At 42.3% G+C, this 17,145-nt stretch carries 10 protein-coding genes; 6 read left to right on the top strand and 4 right to left on the bottom strand.

Going from position 1 to position 17,145, the window contains the following annotated elements; all coding sequences use genetic code 11:
* Positions 1–257: 257 nt before the first annotated feature.
* Both HWQ36_RS27120 and HWQ36_RS27115 read right to left on the bottom strand, forming a co-directional pair.
* The gene (locus tag HWQ36_RS27120) at positions 258–938 is read right to left on the bottom strand and encodes a hypothetical protein (RefSeq protein ID WP_292708658.1); all 681 of its coding nucleotides are present in this window, start codon (positions 936–938) and stop codon (positions 258–260) included.
* Entirely contained in the window at positions 913–2,160 is a 1,248-nt protein-coding gene (locus HWQ36_RS27115) for a sulfite exporter TauE/SafE family protein (RefSeq protein ID WP_292708656.1), read from the bottom strand. The genes HWQ36_RS27120 and HWQ36_RS27115 overlap by 26 nt, the downstream gene beginning before the upstream one ends.
* A 578-nt stretch (positions 2,161–2,738) precedes the next feature.
* Here HWQ36_RS27115 and HWQ36_RS27110 point away from each other — a divergent pair.
* Together HWQ36_RS27110 and HWQ36_RS27105 are read left to right on the top strand one after the other, a co-directional pair.
* Positions 2,739–3,326 carry a hypothetical protein gene (locus HWQ36_RS27110; protein ID WP_292708654.1) on the top strand — a complete coding sequence of 196 codons (588 nt, stop codon included), beginning with the start codon at positions 2,739–2,741 and terminating at the stop codon, positions 3,324–3,326.
* Between the two features lie 196 nt (positions 3,327–3,522).
* On the top strand, positions 3,523–4,578 hold the full coding sequence (locus tag HWQ36_RS27105) for a M28 family peptidase (protein ID WP_292708652.1): 1,056 nt from the start codon (positions 3,523–3,525) through the stop codon (positions 4,576–4,578).
* Positions 4,579–4,850: 272 nt separating this feature from the next.
* On the opposite strand, the gene HWQ36_RS27100 is transcribed toward HWQ36_RS27105, so the two are convergent.
* Complete coding sequence (locus HWQ36_RS27100; RefSeq protein ID WP_292708651.1) at positions 4,851–5,309, bottom strand: hypothetical protein; 459 nt, start codon at positions 5,307–5,309, stop codon at positions 4,851–4,853.
* A 642-nt stretch (positions 5,310–5,951) separates the two neighbouring features.
* On the opposite strand from HWQ36_RS27100, the gene HWQ36_RS27095 reads away from it, so the two are divergent.
* The 3 genes from HWQ36_RS27095 to nifJ all read left to right on the top strand — a co-directional run bounded on the left by HWQ36_RS27095 (position 5,952) and on the right by nifJ (position 13,279).
* Positions 5,952–7,598, top strand: a complete 1,647-nt coding sequence (locus tag HWQ36_RS27095; RefSeq protein ID WP_292708650.1) for an alpha/beta hydrolase — start codon at positions 5,952–5,954, stop codon at positions 7,596–7,598.
* 625 nt (positions 7,599–8,223) lie between these two features.
* Entirely contained in the window at positions 8,224–8,943 is a 720-nt protein-coding gene (locus tag HWQ36_RS27090) for a DUF6875 domain-containing protein (protein WP_366829775.1), read from the top strand.
* Positions 8,944–9,535: 592 nt separating this feature from the next.
* Complete coding sequence (gene nifJ, locus HWQ36_RS27085) at positions 9,536–13,279, top strand: pyruvate:ferredoxin (flavodoxin) oxidoreductase (protein WP_292708648.1); 3,744 nt, start codon at positions 9,536–9,538, stop codon at positions 13,277–13,279.
* A gap of 395 nt (positions 13,280–13,674) precedes the next feature.
* Here nifJ and HWQ36_RS27080 read toward each other — a convergent pair whose 3' ends face one another.
* Positions 13,675–15,594: a GTPase family protein gene (locus tag HWQ36_RS27080; RefSeq protein WP_292708646.1), complete on the bottom strand. Its 1,920-nt coding sequence runs from the start codon at positions 15,592–15,594 to the stop codon at positions 13,675–13,677.
* 215 nt (positions 15,595–15,809) lie between these two features.
* Between HWQ36_RS27080 and HWQ36_RS27075 the strand changes: the two genes are divergently transcribed.
* Entirely contained in the window at positions 15,810–16,991 is a 1,182-nt protein-coding gene (locus tag HWQ36_RS27075; protein WP_292708644.1) for a hypothetical protein, read from the top strand.
* Positions 16,992–17,145: the final 154 nt, after the last annotated feature.

Raw genomic sequence — 17,145 nt, 5'->3', positions numbered from 1 at the left:
GAATTAAATCTTACCCTACCTCGGATGGTGTCACTTTGTTTCCAACAAAGATTGCTGATCAGGCAAGTCCTCTTGTCAATAGGCTTTGAGACGCGCTAACCCTGGAAAACTACCACTGTAAAAGCTAGTGGTTTAGTCATGAATAAAAGCCTGGGCTACTGTTAGTACTAACTTGGGAAAATATAGCGATGTAATGAAAAGGAGCAGAGGGCAAAGACTTACTACAACTTACCCTCTACTCCCCTACTCCCTACTGCCTACTCCCCACTCCCTCCTCTCGTCCCTCGGAGTGCAACAAATAAGATGGCGATAAATGCGAAGATTGGCAGTGCGATCGCCCAAATTGGTAATTTCTGAGATTCACCCTCTACCAAATCACCATTGACATCTCGCTGAATTTGTGTGTTCTGTGTAGATCCACCTGCCACAGTAACTTCAAATTTGAACTTAAAAGGTTTGAATCTTGCTCCAGAGACTGGTTTCCCATTTAGTTGCAACTCATAAATACCTGGTTTGGGAAAGGTAATTTCAGCACCTGGAATACCTTGATAACGTTCAGCTGCTACAGCTTCTAACTGTGGTTCTAAGAGTGGTGGCTCTCCGGCTGCATAAGGTTCGGCATAAACAGCCAACCGACAATTACACTGTGACAGGGGAATCACCCTTCCACCTCTGCGGGTAAGCGCAAACCAGGCTTGGGAGGGTTCTCCAGCCCGGGGATTATCATTTGGTTCAATGTGGAGGGTGCCACCAACATCTCCAGCGACTTCCACCTTATGAGCAGATGCAGGGTAAAGATTAGTTATTGATATAACTAAAGAACTCAGGAATAGTAAATACTTGATTGTTCCTTTGTTTGGGTAATGCTTCTGTTTTTGACTCGTTGGGATTGAGCCAGAAAATAAGCATGATTTACCGCGATTTTGTTGGGGGGACATAAAACTTTTCTACGGCTAACTTTGACCAAAAAAAACGCGAACGTACTAGTAAGACACTGAGGGTAAGAATTCCCATCAGTACTGCCGCTAAGTTATTTCCCCAAGTTGATTGCAAAGAACCCAGGTAATGGGAACCAATCAACACAGCATGAATAGTACTCAAGAGCAAGGCTGGCACACCCAATAGATGAATCTGTCGCCAACGCTTGCCCAAAGATTTCTGCAAAGATTCCCAACTCGTTAAAGCGGCGGGGGACATTAATATTAATGCTACAGCACCCGCAGCCATACCCCACTGAAATTCTGGTGGCATAAAAGAAAAGGCGGCAAAATTCCATTGCAATGAGTGTTCTATCATGTGGAAGGTGTGAACCACAGAAAGTACAAAAGATCCTACCCCCAAGGCGCGGCGATAACGCAATGGTGAAGCCCACAACCCACTAATAGGACGCGCAATTAACGCCAAGATTAAGCAGAATAATGCTGCGTGTCCGGTGTAATCTACCATTGTGTCACCAGTCCGTAGGAGGGTAATGATGCCAATGGTGAGTGTCACCCAACCGCCTAATCGAAATAACTGACTGCGCTTGTCTTTACTTACCAACGATGTGGAGATGCCTACACCTAGCATAGTGGGCAGGGTTCCCAGGCCAAAAGCCAGCATAGTTGCCCCACCCATCCATAAATTGCCAGTTTCAACAGCTTTGATTTGGGCAGCATACAGGAAACCACAGGGCATTAAACCCCAAGTCATCCCCAAAAGCATTGGTGTCCACCATTTCGCTTTAAAGGAAAGCTTAACCATTCCTGCGCTGAGGCGATCGTGTAGCCTGCCTTGTAATAGGGGATGTAACACAGGAATACGCGGGAGTAAATCGGGTTTTACTTGTCCTAAGCCAAACCAAATCAGCATCACGCCAGTCAAAATTGCCATCCAGCGCCGAAAGTCGCTGCCAATACCCGCTAGCTGTCCACTTTGCAGCAATACCGAACCTAACGCCCCAATGCCAGCACCGACTAGAGCATAGCTCAACATCCGCCCCAGGTTTAGCAGGATATGAAATTTTAATTGCTGTCGCCAAGTGTCCGGCTTTTCTGAGGGTGATGTCCCTTTCGGCTGATGAGACAGGGAAAATGCCACTGTTAAAGGGCCACACATCCCAAAGCAATGACCAAAACTCCCCAGAAACCCCAGGATTGAGATCAGCAACAAATCTACCATAAAAAAAGTCCTGAGTTCTGAGTCATGAGTTTTGAGTGGAAGAAGAAAGATTTTGAAGAATTAAGAAGAAATTGTTTTCTCTTCTTCTTTGCTCAGTAGTCAGTACTCAGCACTCCTCTAGTGCGGAACTATAAGTTAAGTCGTGTCTTGTGTCAAAAGACAAAGCGTCAAACTTGATGTTTACTTTAGGAAGGAAAATCTGCATGTAAACATCCTGGAGTAACCCTATAGATTTAAAATCGGGAGCATCCCAAATGTGCAAGTTTATTATTATACGGTGTTTGGACTTAGACCGAGAATGAAATGACGAACCGCCAAGGACGCCAAGAACGCAAAGGGAAGAGGTTTGTACAGGTTTTTTGCCCCAGTCCTGTGTCTTTTGGCAAAATTGGGATGCTCCCTTTAAAATCAGTATGGGAGGAAGCAATTTACAACAACCCTATAAGTGACATTAGCAAGATAGAAGATGTCTGGGTAGGTGAGGTACATACACATCCTCTTGAGTTTAATTTAGCTACGCAGTGAAACAAGTATTCTTTAGAAGCAGCAGAAAGATAAGTTGTATTAATGATAAAAACATGACATTTTTGGAATCAAATGAGAGCAATGCTGTTGAAGTGAATAACGTCAGGTTTGAAACTGTGGTATCACAAAGGATATTGACTATCCCTGAAGCCAAACGCGGTGTCTATACTCCTGTAGAGCTTGGTATTCGGATTACTAATAATACGCAAAGTTTTTTTTACTTTTCATCGAATTTTTACTCCATGTTTCCAGAAATGATCGCACCAGATGGCCAATTAATGCGGACAGGTATCTCTTGTGAGCGATTGAACCCACGAATTGAATCTGATTATGTGCTGTTAATACCAGGAAGAGCAGTAACACTATATCGAGATGCCTTTCTATATTGGATACGGAACCGCAAGAAAAAGCATGACCAACAGTTGAATTTGGATATCCCTTTTCCATCTGAAGACTTGTACGGTTTTGAACCACTTTATCCAGGTACATATCGATTTCGGTTCAAGTATCGTGAATCTCGTGAAGGTATGGAGGAATATTCTAACTGGATTGAACCAACAATATTACAAACAATATTACAAAATCTCTGGACTGGAGAGGTATTAACTCCACTCATGGAAATTCGCTTAGTAGAGTCATAAATTAAAGTAAATTATGAAAATAGCATTGAACTATAAATAATTAAACTTATAGCAATTTTATGTGAGGCTGCACTTTGTTTATATAGGGGCAATTTATGAATTACCCTTACAGCCTGTAGTTTTACGTCAGTCTTATAGGCGTATCTTCAAACAGAAATGGTATTACTAGAACTTGGATGAGCAAAGGATCAATCAGATGAAAAAATGGATTTGGCTGATGCTGTTGCTACTAGTGGCTGTTGCTGTGTTGGGTAGCAGAGGTAGCACGTTTTTTGAACAGCGTCCCTCACCAGCAATTGTTGAAAGCATTCCTGTGGAAACGCCGCAACCACAACTAGAGTTAAAAAAAGTTGATAATACCCTACAAGTGTCTACTGATAAGCTATTAAACCATATCCAAAAGTTAAATTTTCAGCGCTACACGACAACAGAGCGATCGCTTACTCGCACTTATATCACAACTGAACTAAAAAAATTCGGCTGGAAGCCCAAATTGGAAAAGTTCTCTGAGGGTGTAAATATTTTTGCTGAACGTATAGGAACCAACAAAGCCGCTAAAGCAATTCTCGTCGCAGCGCATTACGATACTGTTGCCTTATCTCCTGGTGCTGATGATAACGCTAGTGGTGTAGCTGTAGTGCTAGAAGTTGCTCGATTGCTCGGTTCTCGTCCCACACCACGGACATTACAACTAGCTTTTTTTGACCAAGAGGAAACAGGACTTTTGGGTAGTCAGGCTTTTGTAAGCAAGACAGCACGCTTGCAAAACTTGGGCGGAGCGATCGTTATGGATATGGTTGGCTATGCTTGTTATACTGTTGGCTGTCAAAAATACCCGGCGGGATTGCCTGTTACTCCACCTAGCGACAAGGGCGACTTTTTGGCAGTGGTTGGTGATACAGAACATTTGCCTTTGCTGAATGCCTTTCCAAGCTCACAGATGCTCCCCTCAAGCGCCCTGAATAAACAGGAATCAAATTTGCCACCAGTCCTAATACTACCAATTCCTTTTAAAGGTTTACTGACACCAGACACTTTACGCAGCGACCATGCACCATTTTGGTATCAGGGTGTGGGTGCTGTGCTGGTGACAGATACAGCAAATTTACGGACTCCGCACTATCATCAACCTAGCGATGTTCCAGCGACTATTGAGCGATCGTTTTTTACAGGAGCAGCACAGATTGTAGTCAATACAACTAGTAGTTTGTTAAATAAAAATGAGGTTTTGCAAACTCAATCACCAAGCTGAGTCAATAATTCGTAATTCGTAATTCGTAATTCGTAATTAAGTTTTGTATTAGCGTTCGCGCAGCGTCTCGTTGAGAAGCGTAAAGCCTTTTCTACGAGACGCTGCGCGAACGGCATAGCAACGCTATGAGCGAGTCCGCGAGCGTCTGGATATTTTAACCCCACCGCAAAACTTGCCGATTTACTTACTAGTACAGTACGGCGGAAATAAACAGACCATTTGAAATGTCTAAAACCCTTACACAACGGTAATTACGAATTACGAATTACGAATTACGAATTACGCAAAGCGGTACTAGTATTTGGTTTAGGGAAAGTCAACGTCCAGTTCTGTTTATCATTGATTTGGAAGTACATACCCTGGAAAATAAGCCGCAAAGCCGTTCGAGTTCTAATAAACTTTCTCACCAAATAAGTTCCTGGTTCAGCAAAGATATCATTAAAGTTGTTTTTATAACCAAATTGTTTTGAACAATAACTGCCAGCACCTTGGACTGTTACTACAAAAAATGGAGCTTGTTTATATTCATCAGGAATCATAAAGATTCCATATACATGGTGACGACCACGCCACGGCTGAACAATAACCTTAGTAGCGTTTATTTGAAATTTTTTAGTTTTTGATCCTAAAGAATCCCCGAAATTGCAATCAGAATCATTCACAGGCCACCACAGTGTAATAATACTCAAGGAAAGTAGCAAAATTAAAATATAGGGGAGTCTGCGACGCATAAAGCCAAGAAAAATTGTTGATGCGGCTGGTAGAATTTAATGAGTAATGATAGTGCAGCTACAGCAGTAAGACTATCCACTTGCAACACCTCTGCAACACCTTCTAAAGAAAGGGCAAAGACAAAACATTAAGCGGTCGTTTAAACTTCGCAGTAACTCAAAGGTTTTAGATGACCAAATACATAAATTTAGTTGCTTTGGATAGATGATTTTTGATTGTTGCTAACAAAAGTTTGACATAGCTGAAGCTGAGAGAAATGCTGAAACTTTTGTAACCAAGAGAGTTTTGGATTTTTAATTATTAAATCCAAAATCTAAAATTCCATGAGGATATCAGCTTACAAAAAGTGCAAATTGGATATGCGATCGCTTCGCTTGTTCTACAGTTTCGTTACATTATTAAACCTAGCGGAGAAACAATCAGACTTTTGTGGCTGTTAACACTGATTCATGCTCAAATTTTTAGCTGTGATGAATTCTACAATTCGTTACTTTTGATGAGTTTTGGTTGCTTTGAGCAGTTCGGGGCGATTCCTATCAAGTTTAGGAAAAAATCTGCTTTGATTTCTGGGCAATTAAAGGGGTAGTCAAATACACAAATATTCGTTATATTCCCCTAAGTAACACTTGGTATAAATATTTATGAGAAGAAGTTGGAGAAGTCTAAGGACAGTTGCAGGTTTTTTTAGTGCAGTTGTACTTACACAATTTGGGGTAAATACTTCGGCTCTTGCGGCTGACACCGTTGTTGTGCATTTGGGTTTATTTACAGAATCCATCTCTCTTACTGAGTTGCAAAACGCTGCAAAAACAGGGGAATTGCCTGGGAATTTGCAGTCTTATACTAAAGGATTATCTGAACAACAACGTCGCTTCCTATTAGGGGCACTAGGGATGAATATACCGATGAACGTTGTCACCATTAATAAGTTACTAAATACCCAGATTGGCACAACTATTCTCAATGACTTCGCCACAGCTTTAGCCCGAAAGGATAATGCTGGGGTACAAGCACTGAGAGGAGGATTGGTATTAGGCTCTACTGCGCCGCAGGGTCTTTCGATATTGAGTTTTATCGCTGCTTATCCCAGTAAACGCTTAGAAATTGATTTACCAAAAGCTTTTATAGTTGCAGGGAGTTTGAATACAGCTTTTTGGCGCACGCAGCAATTTATGCTAGCGATCGCTCCCCGAATCGACCCTACAACAGCGCAGATTGCTTTCCCTTTTGATCCCAGCCAACCAGGAACGGCTCAAGTAAAAGTACTCAACTTAAGCCTGAATGACCAAAAGCGCTCGCGCCAAATTCCAGTTGATATTTACTGGTCAAATGACGCAACTGTCAATAAACCCTTAATTGTCTTTTCTCACGGCTTAGGATCAGTCCGCACGGACTTGCGTTACCTGGCAGAACATTTAGCATCCCACGGTTATGTAGTAGCTGCTTTAGAACATCCTGGTAGTAATGAGGATAATATTAATTCTGCATTACAAGGCAAAACCAGACCTGTGAAGCCTCAAGAGTTTTTAAATCGCCCTCAAGATATTAGTTTTGTTCTCGACGAATTAGAAAAGCTCAACCAAACAGCTAATCATCCGCTACAAGGGAAACTTGCGACGATGAACGCGATGGTTGTTGGTTATTCTTTTGGTGGTGGTACAGCTTTAGCACTTGCGGGAGGTGAGTTACAACTAGAACGGCTCAAACAACGCTGCAAAAAGAACTTGGCTATCTTAAGTTTAGGAGAAGCTATGCAGTGCATTGCTCAAGAACTGCCAGAAAATATCTATCAACTGCGGGATACGAGAATCAAACAGGCGATCGCACTCAATCCTACAACTTCTCTGATTTTTGGCGAAACTGGGTTAACTAAGGTGCAAATTCCTACTCTAGTGTTAGCAGGTTCCGCAGATAAAACTACCCCAGCTTTAACTGAACAGATTGTGGGATTTGACAAAATTCCATCCCCCAAATGGCTAGTTGGTATAGTTGGGGGTACTCATCTGAGTGTAAAAGACCCCAGTACGACTATGGATCAGATCGGACAACCAAATACACCCATTAGTGGCGGTGAAGTTGTAGGCGAACAAGCATCAGATATTCGCAAGTACCTTAAAGCTATAACTTTAGCGTTTGCTTTCCAGATGACTCCAGAAGCTAAAAACTACGCTATCTTTCTGACATCAGATTATGCTCAGTTTGCTTCGACTAAAGCATTTCCATTTCGCCTAATTACGCAGATTCCTTCTGATGCTATGGCAGTGGTGCAAGAATTTGCTGATAAATAAGGAACTGGCAATTAAACAAATATTTAATTCTGTAAGGCAGACAGTTACTACATTGTAGTAACTGGCGTTGTCTTAGGAGAAACGATGCTCTTTTGCTTTGTGTCCTTCTCTGGGAGACGCAGCGCGGAAATGGGGGTTCATTTAAATTAAGTGTATCTTCATGAAGAATGGGTATAATACAGCAACACTTATGATGCTTTCTCGTAGCGAAGACACCAAGGGCGAACGGCAAAAATAACTATTTAGGCAGAGGTTTTACGTGTATATAACTATACTAAATTGATGTTAGCCTGTTAGATCAACACTAAAATTTTTACAGTAAAAATAACTATTGGGATATAAACTTTATAGTATCTTTGTTGAAAATCATGGAAGCTTAAGAGTGTAAAAAAAAGTAGGAGCATCTAGGGGATAATCCATGATGTCTCTTCGCTCAAATACCAAAAAGCAATAAGCACAACCTGCTTTGTGTGAAAATGTCTGTGTGTATTTATTGGCGTGATTTTTTTGATTCACAAAAATGCTTTAGTATTTTTATCTGCTACAAGCTATAAATGAACCAAAAATAAAAAAAGTCAAGCCTTGTTTTGTTTACTTAGATAATAGTTAGTTTCAGGCACATAATTTGGATTCAGATTTCAAAAATTATTCTATTTCACCTAAGCTGATGCAATTATATACAATTCTTGAAATCGAACAACTCCAGGAATACGAAGACCGTCCTTACTTACTTGAAACTATAGAGTGGGTAAAAAATTTTTTAGCAAGACCTCATCCTAACTTAGGAAGAACCGGCGTAGTTTGCCCTTTTGTACCTTACTCTCTCAAGTCAAACAGTATTCATCTAGCAGTTATTCGTACCAAATATTTGTATCCTGAACAACTAGAAGAGATTGTTGGAAGCTATCGAGATATCTTTCTGAAAATGGAAGTTAAAGAGCAGGAGTTAGCAATAAACAAAGCTTTTTTACTTATTTTTCCTGATGTCCATATAGAAGACGCTTGTAAATTAATAGATAGTGTCCAACAGAAACTTAAACCTTTGTTTGTTGAGTCAGGACTGATGATAGGAGAATTTCATAAACGTAATGAAACTCCTGGTTTACACAACCCACACTTTCGTCCACTTCGTAGCCCTATACCCTTATTGGCTATACGGTTTATGGTTGAAGCTGACCTCCCCTTTCTTCTGAGTCCGGCTGACCCACGCTTACGTATTAAGTATTTGGAAGCTTATTTAAAGTGTTTTGCTCATAAATTTACGGATGAAACAAAGTTTAAAAATGCTCATAAAGCATTGGCTTTAGCCAAAGAGCAACTTAAACAAGAAAATTTGGTGCATTAGTCAAAATTCAGAATTATGAATACTCTACCCATGAAGGGATAGAGATTTATAAATGGAAGGTGTGTTGGTTGCACTGTTGCTAACACACCTTATTGGCGTGGCAAGCCTAAAATGTTGCAAAAAAATTGTAGGTTGGGGAGCCACTGCGTTGTGCGGCTTAAGATTGTAGCAAGTGGCGTTGGAGGCTTTGCATAACCCAACATTCTGATATATGTTGGGTTACGCTCCGCTCCACCCAACCTACGTCTTATGAATAGTTCAGGATTTGCAGCAATTGGTACATGGAGCGATCGCAGTTCAGCTTGGATTTAGCGAACAAAAAGAATCCCGAACCTATACCCCACAAAAAAGAATAAATTATCTCAAAGCCTTATCTAATCAATACTTGGATTATTGAGTACATGATTAAGACATATTAATAGATGCGCTACTTCAGATGGGATATTCATATATGCAGTATTTATTTAAAGTTAACTGAAAAGCGCATAATAAACTGCTTGCTTGGCACTGCCTACCTAAATCTGGCTATTTTTAATTCTTCTATTTACGTGTTCTGATAATGCAGTTGAGAGACGGGGACAAAAATCATATTATGAACAAAACCTTTGCAACCATTGATGGAAATGAAGCTGTCGCCCGTGTTGCTTACAAACTAAATGAAGTGATTGCCATTTATCCCATTACCCCCTCTTCAGCAATGGGTGAATGGGCAGATGCTTGGTCAGCAGAAGGTCGTCCCAACCTCTGGGGTACTATTCCTAGTGTCGTGCAGATGCAGAGTGAAGGGGGAGCGGCTGGTGCTGTACATGGGGCATTGCAAACAGGTTCCCTGAGTACTACCTTCACGGCATCTCAGGGATTATTGTTGATGATCCCCAACTTCTACAAAATTGCTGGTGAGTTGACTAGTGCTGTGGTTCACGTTGCTGCGCGTTCTTTGGCTACCCATGCTTTATCAATTTTTGGCGATCATAGCGATGTGATGGCAGCCCGTGCTACTGGTTTTGCCCTACTGTGTTCCGCTTCGGTGCAGGAAAGTCAAGATTTTGCTCTCATCGCTCATGCTGCTACTCTAGAGGCGCGAGTCTCGTTTATGCACTTCTTTGATGGCTTCCGTACATCACATGAAGTGCAGAAAGTCAAACTGCTTTCAGATAATGATTTGCGATCGCTCATCCACGATCATCTCATACTCGCCCACCGCGCCCGTGCCCTGACCCCAGACCGTCCAGTATTGCGGGGAACTGCCCAAAACCCCGATGTCTACTTCCAAGGGCGGGAAGGCGCTAACCTCTACTACAACGCCTGTCCCGAAATTGTCCAGCGCATCATGGATGAATTTGGAGAACGCACGGGGAGGCATTACCAAATCTATGAATATTACGGGGCCAATGATGCCGAACGTGTGATAGTTCTCATGGGTTCAGGTTGTGAAACCGTCCATGAAACGGTAGATTACCTTAACGCCCGTGGGGAAAAACTTGGTGTACTAAAAGTCCGACTTTATCGTCCCTTTGATGTGCAAAGGTTTGTTGCAGCGTTGCCAAATAGTGTAAAAGCGATCGCAGTTCTCGACCGCACCAAAGAAGCCGGTAGCGCCGGGGAACCTTTGTATTTGGATGTTGTGGCTGCTATCCATGAGGCGTGGGGGGAAGAAGCTGGGGAGCAGGGGGCAGGGGGCAGGGGAGAAGATCCTCCCCTCGGCTCCCTACCCCCTGCCCCTCTGCCCAAAATTATCGGTGGTCGTTATGGTCTTTCTTCTAAAGAATTCACTCCGGCGATGGTGAAGGGGATTTTTGATAACCTTGCCCAGGTGAAACCGAAAAATCACTTTACTATTGGGATTAATGATGATGTTACTTACACTTCTCTAAACTTTGACCCTAACTTCTCTACGGAATCGGATAACGTTGTCAGGGCAATGTTCTATGGGTTGGGTTCAGATGGTACTGTTGGAGCTAACAAAAACTCTATCAAGATTATTGGTGAAGAAACCGACAACTACGCCCAAGGATACTTTGTCTACGATTCCAAAAAATCTGGCTCGATGACGGTTTCTCATCTGCGCTTTGGCAAAGAGCCAATTCGCTCCACCTATTTGATTGACCAAGCGAACTTTATTGGTTGTCATCATTGGGGTTTTCTAGAACGCATAGATATTTTGAAAGCTGCTATTCCTGGGGCGACTTTGCTGCTTAACAGTCCATACAATGCAGATAATGTCTGGGAAAATCTGCCGTTAAAGGTGCAGCAGCAAATTATCGATAAGCATTTGAAGTTATACGCAATCAATGCTAGCCAGGTTGCCCGTGAAAGTGGCATGGGTGGCAGAATTAACACCATTATGCAGGTCTGTTTCTTTGCCTTGGCCGGTGTCTTGCCGCAAGAAGAAGCGATCGCTAAAATCAAACAAGCGATTGACAAGACTTATGGTAAAAAAGGTGCAGAAGTTGTCCGCATGAACCTGCAAGCTGTAGACAACACCTTAGAAAACTTGCATAAAGTAGATGTCCCCCAAACAACCAGCAATCTAAAATCCAAAATCGTTCGACTGAGCGAAGCCGAAGTCCAAAATCCAAAATTGCTAGACTCCGCTCCCGAATTTGTGCGGGAAGTTCTGGGTAAAATCATGGTGTGGGAAGGTGATGATTTACCTGTTAGCAGACTACCAGTTGATGGTACTTTTCCTGTAGGTACTGCCAAGTGGGAAAAACGTAACGTTGCCAAAGAGATACCTGTGTGGGAGCCGGATGTCTGCGTTCAATGTGGTAAGTGCGTGATGGTTTGTCCCCATAGCGCCATCCGTGCCAAGGCTTATGAAGCCGATGAGTTAGTCAATGCACCAGGAACCTTTAAATCAACTGGTGCAAAAGATAAAGACTTTGCCAATCAAAAATTTACCATTCAAGTTGCCCCAGAAGATTGCACAGGATGTACTATTTGTGTAAATATTTGCCCTGCGAAAGATAAATCTGAGCCATTGCGGAAAGCGATTAACATGGCGCAGCAGTTACCTTTACAAGAGCAAGAGCGAAAAAACTGGGATTTCTTCTTGAGTTTACCCAATCCTGACAGGCGATCGCTAAAATTAAACCAGATTCGCCAACAACAACTGCAAGAACCTTTATTTGAATTCTCTGGTGCTTGTGCAGGTTGTGGTGAAACACCTTATTTGAAATTATTAACACAATTGTTTGGCGATCGCGCCGTCATCGCCAATGCAACAGGTTGTTCTTCAATTTATGGTGGGAATCTCCCCACAACTCCTTGGACAACCAACGCCCAAGGACGCGGCCCCGCGTGGTCAAATAATCTATTTGAAGATAACGCCGAATTCGGTTTTGGCTTCCGCCTCTCCCTCGACAAACAAGCTGAGTTTGCGGCAGAATTGTTGCAACAATTAGGGAGTGGGGAATGGGGAATAGGGAATGGGGAAATTCACCAATCAATAATTCCTGGTGATTTAATTCAGTCAATCCTCAAAGCTGAACAAAAATCTGAAGCTGACATTTGGGAACAGCGCGAAAGGATAGAACTGTTGCAGCAGAAGTTAGATGAAATCCTAACTTTCGACCCCAATCGTTCGACTGAGCGGCTTGCCTTGAGCGAAGTCGAAAGGAGCCGAAGTCTAAAATCTAAAATCCAAAATCTAAAATCCCTTGCCGATTACTTGGTGAGAAAAAGCGTCTGGATTGTTGGCGGTGACGGTTGGGCTTATGACATTGACTTTGGCGGTATCGATCATGTAATTGCCAGTGGTCGAAATGTGAACATCCTAGTGATGGATACAGAAGTGTATTCTAATACAGGCGGTCAATCTTCTAAAGCTACGCCACGAGCCGCAGTTGCTAAATATGCTGCCAGTGGCAAGCCTGCACCGAAGAAAGACTTAGGGATGATTGCTATGACATACGGAAATGTCTACGTAGCGAGTGTAGCCTTGGGTGCTAGAGATGAACATACTCTCAAAGCATTTCTAGAAGCAGAGGCTTACGATGGCCCATCAATTATTATTGCTTACAGCCATTGCATCGCCCACGGGATTAACATGACTACCGGGATGAATCACCAAAAAACTCTGGTAGAATCAGGTCGTTGGTTGCTGTATCGGCATAATCCAGAATTGCTTAAACAGGGTAAAAATCCTTTGCAATTGGATATGCGATCGCCTCAGCAATCTGTAGAACATTCGATGTATCAAGAAAATCGCTTCAAAATGCTCACCAAGAGCAAACCAGACGTAGCCAAGCACTTGTTAGAACAAGCGCAAGCTGAGGTAGATGCACGTTGGCAGATGTACCAATATTTGGCAAAGCGTGATATTCCCACAGATTGAAGAAGAGGCAAGGGGGCAGGGGGGCAGGGAGCAGGGGGCAGGGGAGCAGGGGGCAGGGGAGCAGGGGGCAGGGGAGCAGGGAGCAGGGGAGCAGGGGAGCAGGGGAGCAGGGAGATGAGGGAGATGAGGGAGATGGGGAGATATTAGCTGGGAGCAAGGGAGAAGAGTTTTCCCCTCTGCCCCCCGCCCCCTGCCCCTCTGCCTCTTTTCAATTCCCAATTCCCATTTTTTGTCTTCTTTATAGGTATAAATATTCTTGCAATTACCAAGTAAATATTCTTAACTGTCTGTAGGGGCTAATGCAACTTGTGGAACTTCGAGTCATTGGTCATTGGTACTAATGACAAATGACAAATGACAAATGACAAATGACAAATGACCAATGACTAATAAAATTATTTGGCGATCGCTAAATAATATTCAAATCGCTCCCGGAGTTGTTGAACCGTCAAATTCTGAGTCCAGTACTCGACTAGGGCGTGACCAAATGCCCAGGCGTTGCGATCGGGTGAAGTGGAATTTTCTAGCAGTAGCGGCCAGAGGGATAGCAATTCAAAGTTGAGCGGGTTAGAGTTAGCTGTATTCAAGAGCGAGAAAAGCTCATAAGCCATTTGAAGTTTGCCAATCACAATCGGCAACTGTTCCACAGGAATTTGCTCTGCCAGCATATAGGCTAAAGTTGGAGATCCAGTTGATATGGTAGAAACAAACTGGAGGACAGGACTTTTGAGGAATGCCGTTAGTCCCTGTGTTGTCGCCATCTGGAAGGTGTAGTGGTCGATGATTTTGGCTGCGGCAACAGTACGGGCTTCCAGGTTACGCAAAAAGCGGGCGAGACGAAGTTGCTTGGTAGGTGCGATCGCATCTACTAATCCCAACGATAGCGCCTCCACTCCCCAAGCAACTCGACTTGTTTTGCTGTCACCTGTAACCACAGGTAGAACTAGATTACAGAAGCTTCCCAGCAATTTGGCGCGATACTCAGTGGCTTCCCGAATGGCAATTTCTTTTGGGCGATCACCCCATTCCCAATCATAAGGCGGTTGCCACTCGCGGATGGGACGCAGCCGATCTACTTGAGTGACGATCGCAATTGCAGGTAAATCTGCAACTTCTGCTTTTATATCTTGCAGAAAGTCTACATCCATTTGCAGGGCAGGATCGAGGGCAGGGGTAACTAACAGCAGCAAATCTGCATTGATGGCATAATCAAGTACTAAGTTTCGCAGATCGGCACGGTTGACTTGTTCATAACCAGGTGTATCCCAAAGCGTCAAGGTTTCCCCACTTTGAGTTTGCCATTGATAATTTTGAATGCGATCGGTACTGGGCAAAACATCAACGGCTGCTAAATCTGCCTGAAATAGCGTGTTAATCAGGCTACTTTTTCCTGAACCTGTGCGCCCCACCAGCAGAATATTCACGGGTTTTTGCTCAACTACCTCGGCTGGTTGAGCAAGAGTGAGGATTTCTCGGAGTGCTTGGGTTTTTGCCTTGGGTAAAGTTGGTGTGGATACTACCGTTGCAGAAACTGGTAATGTACTACGCCCATAGAGGGCGATCGCCTGCCGACATAAGTTTCTCAGGGCAGCTTCTCGAAATAACTGGCTTAAATTCCCCAATAATTGTTGAGTTGCCTGATTACTAGAACCTTGACTAGCTCGTTTTGCCACCGCCGCCACCGGATTTAAAACCCACTGTGCCCAGTTCCAAGCTTTCCAAAATTTTCGAGCCGATGGTTCCAACTTCCGGTAGACCTCATATCCTTGGTACGCTTGTCCAACCGTCACCTGATTAAGAACCGGGGATAACTTTTGCATCCACTGATCCATATCATCCACCGTTCCCCGAATCAGCCCGTAAGCCTGGGGGACGTAAATGTTTAGCAGGGGATATTGAATTTGAGGATTGTAGATATGAGCGATCGCTACAACTAAATCCTGGCATCGCGTCCAAAAAGTTTGCCAGTCTTCCCAAATCGGGCGATCGCTTTGTGCCGCTTGCAGAATCTCTTGGAGTGCGGTTTCTGCAAGCTTTGTGACATCACTTCCTGCTGGTGGTCTGACTGTATCCTCTGCTGTAAATTCCAGTTCTTCTTTAACTTGAGCTAATACAGCTTCCACTTGATTAACAGCTGGTTGAGTCCATTTTACCAGTAGCCAACGCCAACCAACGAATAGGAGGGTGAACACACCCCAGATCCAACTAATACCCCAGGCGTGAATTTGTGAACCGGCGGATACCAGTAAGAAAATAATGATAAACGCGATCGGGATTGCCAACACGACCCACTGCCACGGTTTTAATCGCACCATTACCCTATACCTGCTTTAATAACCCTTCTTATACAAATAGTAACTATGAAAGTTTGCAAAACTGATTGACTACCAATGATGGTATCTTTTGAATCTTCTAATTTTTTGTTCACACTTTTAGGAAATTGATGTTATGACTGTGTATAAACTAATGTTTTTATTTCTTGCAGTGCTTTATACATACTTTTTCAAAAATTACTTAATGGAGAGTTTTCATGGAAAGTGAAGATAGTGAAGATATGCACCCACAACTAGGGATTTTAGATGAAAATCCAAAAGATATAGACCAAGAGGAACAAGAAGAACAAGAAGAATCAGAAGAATCAGAAGAACAACAAAATTCTGGCGAAAAGAGAAGAAGAAAAAAGTCTAAAGCAAAACGACCATTTCCTACTTATATATTAGAGGATGCTATAAAAGTTCCTAAAGTAATAAGAGAGTTTAATGGTGGTAATCCTTGGAGTCCTGATGATATTGCAAAAGCTTTAGAAAGTGGCAAAGGTAATGATTTTTATTACTTGACAGCTTCTTCTCGTGATTATGGTTTTACTGAGGGTACTCGAAGTACTGAAAAAATTGCACTTGCATCTATAGGAAAAAGTATTGTATATGCAAGATCAGCAGAAGAAGAAATAAATGGCTACAGACAAGCATTTTTTAGGGTTCCATTATTTAAGAAAGTACATGAATACTATGATGAACGAACACTTCCACAAATTACATATCTTAAAAATACTTTAATAACTGAATTTAACATTGACGAAGAATTTCATGATGAATTTTATAAAGTATATCAAGCTAATTTAAATTTTCTGTCGAGGTTGGAGGAAACTACACAAAATAAATCTTCAAGGGTAGAAAGGGTAGAAATATCAACGAGCAAAGAACATTCTTCTGATGCATTTATACTTGGAGAGCCTGAAGAAAAGACAACCTTAGTAGCATTTGTAGCAATGCCATTTTCGGAAAAAACTGAAGAATATCCCGAAAGCTTCTTTGATGAAGTATTAACTCAATTAATTACTCCTGCTGCAATACAGGCAGGTTTTAAAGCTGAAACTGCAAAAAAGAAAGGGAGTGATGTAATTCAATCAACAATTATAAATGACTTGAGTAAGGCTGATCTCGTGATTGTAGATTTAACTGAACATAATCCTAATGTTTTGTTTGAGCTTGGTTGGAGGATGGCTTTAGATAAACCTATTGCACTGATTAGAGCATTAGGTACAAAACCAATATTTGATGTAGATCACATGCTTAGAGTTTACGACTATAATCCAAGGCTATGGAGGTCAAGTTTAGAAAAAGATATTCCCGCCTTAGCAGATCATATTAAGGCATCATGGGATAATCGAGATAGTGATAATTCCTACGCCAAAATACTGAGAGATAAATAATCTTTAAAATTACAATTTAGTAATCTTGTATAGTCTGTCAAAACTCAGTTGAAAGTAAAATAACTTGCATCAAGTCGCCTTTACATAGAATAAAGAAACAATCGCATTCCTATTTAAATAATATTTAGATTGGGTAATCAGGCAATTGTCTTCG

It is taken from the genome of Nostoc sp. NMS2 (assembly GCF_017115105.1).
GTDB lineage: Bacteria > Cyanobacteriota > Cyanobacteriia > Cyanobacteriales > Nostocaceae > Nostoc.
This window is presented reverse-complemented; position numbering and strand designations above follow the sequence as displayed.

What these genes read in the sequence shown, in the direction of transcription:
- nifJ (WP_292708648.1), top strand. Translation starts at nt 9,536, where the DNA reads ATGAACAAAACCTTTGCAACCATTGATGGAAATGAAGCTGTCGCCCGT.
- HWQ36_RS27100 (WP_292708651.1), bottom strand. Translation starts at nt 5,309, where the DNA reads ATGCGTCGCAGACTCCCCTATATTTTAATTTTGCTACTTTCCTTGAGT.
- HWQ36_RS27105 (WP_292708652.1), top strand. Translation starts at nt 3,523, where the DNA reads ATGAAAAAATGGATTTGGCTGATGCTGTTGCTACTAGTGGCTGTTGCT.
- HWQ36_RS27115 (WP_292708656.1), bottom strand. Translation starts at nt 2,160, where the DNA reads ATGGTAGATTTGTTGCTGATCTCAATCCTGGGGTTTCTGGGGAGTTTT.
- HWQ36_RS27110 (WP_292708654.1), top strand. Translation starts at nt 2,739, where the DNA reads ATGACATTTTTGGAATCAAATGAGAGCAATGCTGTTGAAGTGAATAAC.
- HWQ36_RS27080 (WP_292708646.1), bottom strand. Translation starts at nt 15,594, where the DNA reads ATGGTGCGATTAAAACCGTGGCAGTGGGTCGTGTTGGCAATCCCGATC.
- HWQ36_RS27120 (WP_292708658.1), bottom strand. Translation starts at nt 938, where the DNA reads ATGTCCCCCCAACAAAATCGCGGTAAATCATGCTTATTTTCTGGCTCA.
- HWQ36_RS27095 (WP_292708650.1), top strand. Translation starts at nt 5,952, where the DNA reads ATGAGAAGAAGTTGGAGAAGTCTAAGGACAGTTGCAGGTTTTTTTAGT.
- HWQ36_RS27075 (WP_292708644.1), top strand. Translation starts at nt 15,810, where the DNA reads ATGGAAAGTGAAGATAGTGAAGATATGCACCCACAACTAGGGATTTTA.